Origin of the sequence: Massilia sp. TWR1-2-2 (assembly GCF_049897565.1) — a bacterium.
Lineage (GTDB): Bacteria > Pseudomonadota > Gammaproteobacteria > Burkholderiales > Burkholderiaceae_D > JAFCUW01.
In genome coordinates, this window is the sequence record NZ_JAFCWM010000099.1 from 1 (window position 1) to 865 (window position 865).

The 865-nt window shown below is 55.4% G+C and carries 1 protein-coding gene; it reads left to right on the forward strand.

What is annotated here, in order from left to right; translation table 11 throughout:
• Positions 1-130: 130 nt before the first annotated feature.
• A partial coding sequence (locus ACP7DD_RS26545) for an IS4 family transposase (protein WP_426178397.1) occupies positions 131-865 on the forward strand: 735 nt, incomplete at its 3' end.

Genomic DNA, 865 nt, shown 5'->3' on the forward strand with positions numbered 1-865 from the left:
AACCATGCATGCAAAGAGAATCATACAAGAACTGTTAGACAGAAATTGCCCGACAATGCATGCCAAGCGCCGGCATTGCGTAGCAAAGCTTGCAGAGGCAGGCCGACAGGGCGGTCTTGGCCTACTCAAAATGAGCCGCGCGATCGAGAGCAAGACAGCGCTGCGCCATCGAATCAAGTGCTGCGATCGGCTGTTGAGTAACCCGCATCTGAACAATGAGCGACGTCAGGTCTATCAGGCAATGAACGAACGTGTTCTTGCTTGCCAAGGGCGCATCGGCATCATCATCGACTGGTCTGATCTGCTTGCTGATGGCAGCGGGCATTTGTTGCGTGCTGCGGCGATCGTCAAGGGCCGTTCCTTCACCGTCTACGAGGAAGTACACACCGGCAAAGACTATGGAAAGCTGGAAGTACACCGCCAATTTCTCACGCATCTGCGTTCTGTGCTGCCTCCGCATTGCAAGCCGGTGCTGGTAACGGATGCGGGGTTTCGTGCGACCTGGTTTAAATTGGCGAGCGAGCTGGAGTACGAATGGGTAGGTCGTATTCGTAATCGCGATAACATTTGTGCACAGGGCGCCAATGAGTGGGTCGGATGCAAGACGTTGTACTCAGGTGCCACTGCCCGTCCTCGATGCCTCGGTTGGTTCATGTACACAGAATCGAACCGAACACGATGCCGCTTGGCGATAATCAAAAGGCGTTCGAAGGAACGGCATCACAAGACCGCATTTGGCGAAAGTTCGCGCAGCGCCAAAAGCAAGAAAAACCGATCGGCCCAGGTTGAGCCGTGGCTGCTTGCTGTCTCGCCGACGCTCGCAGATCTGAGCGCAAAAAGCATCGTTGCACTCTACGCCGGCCGG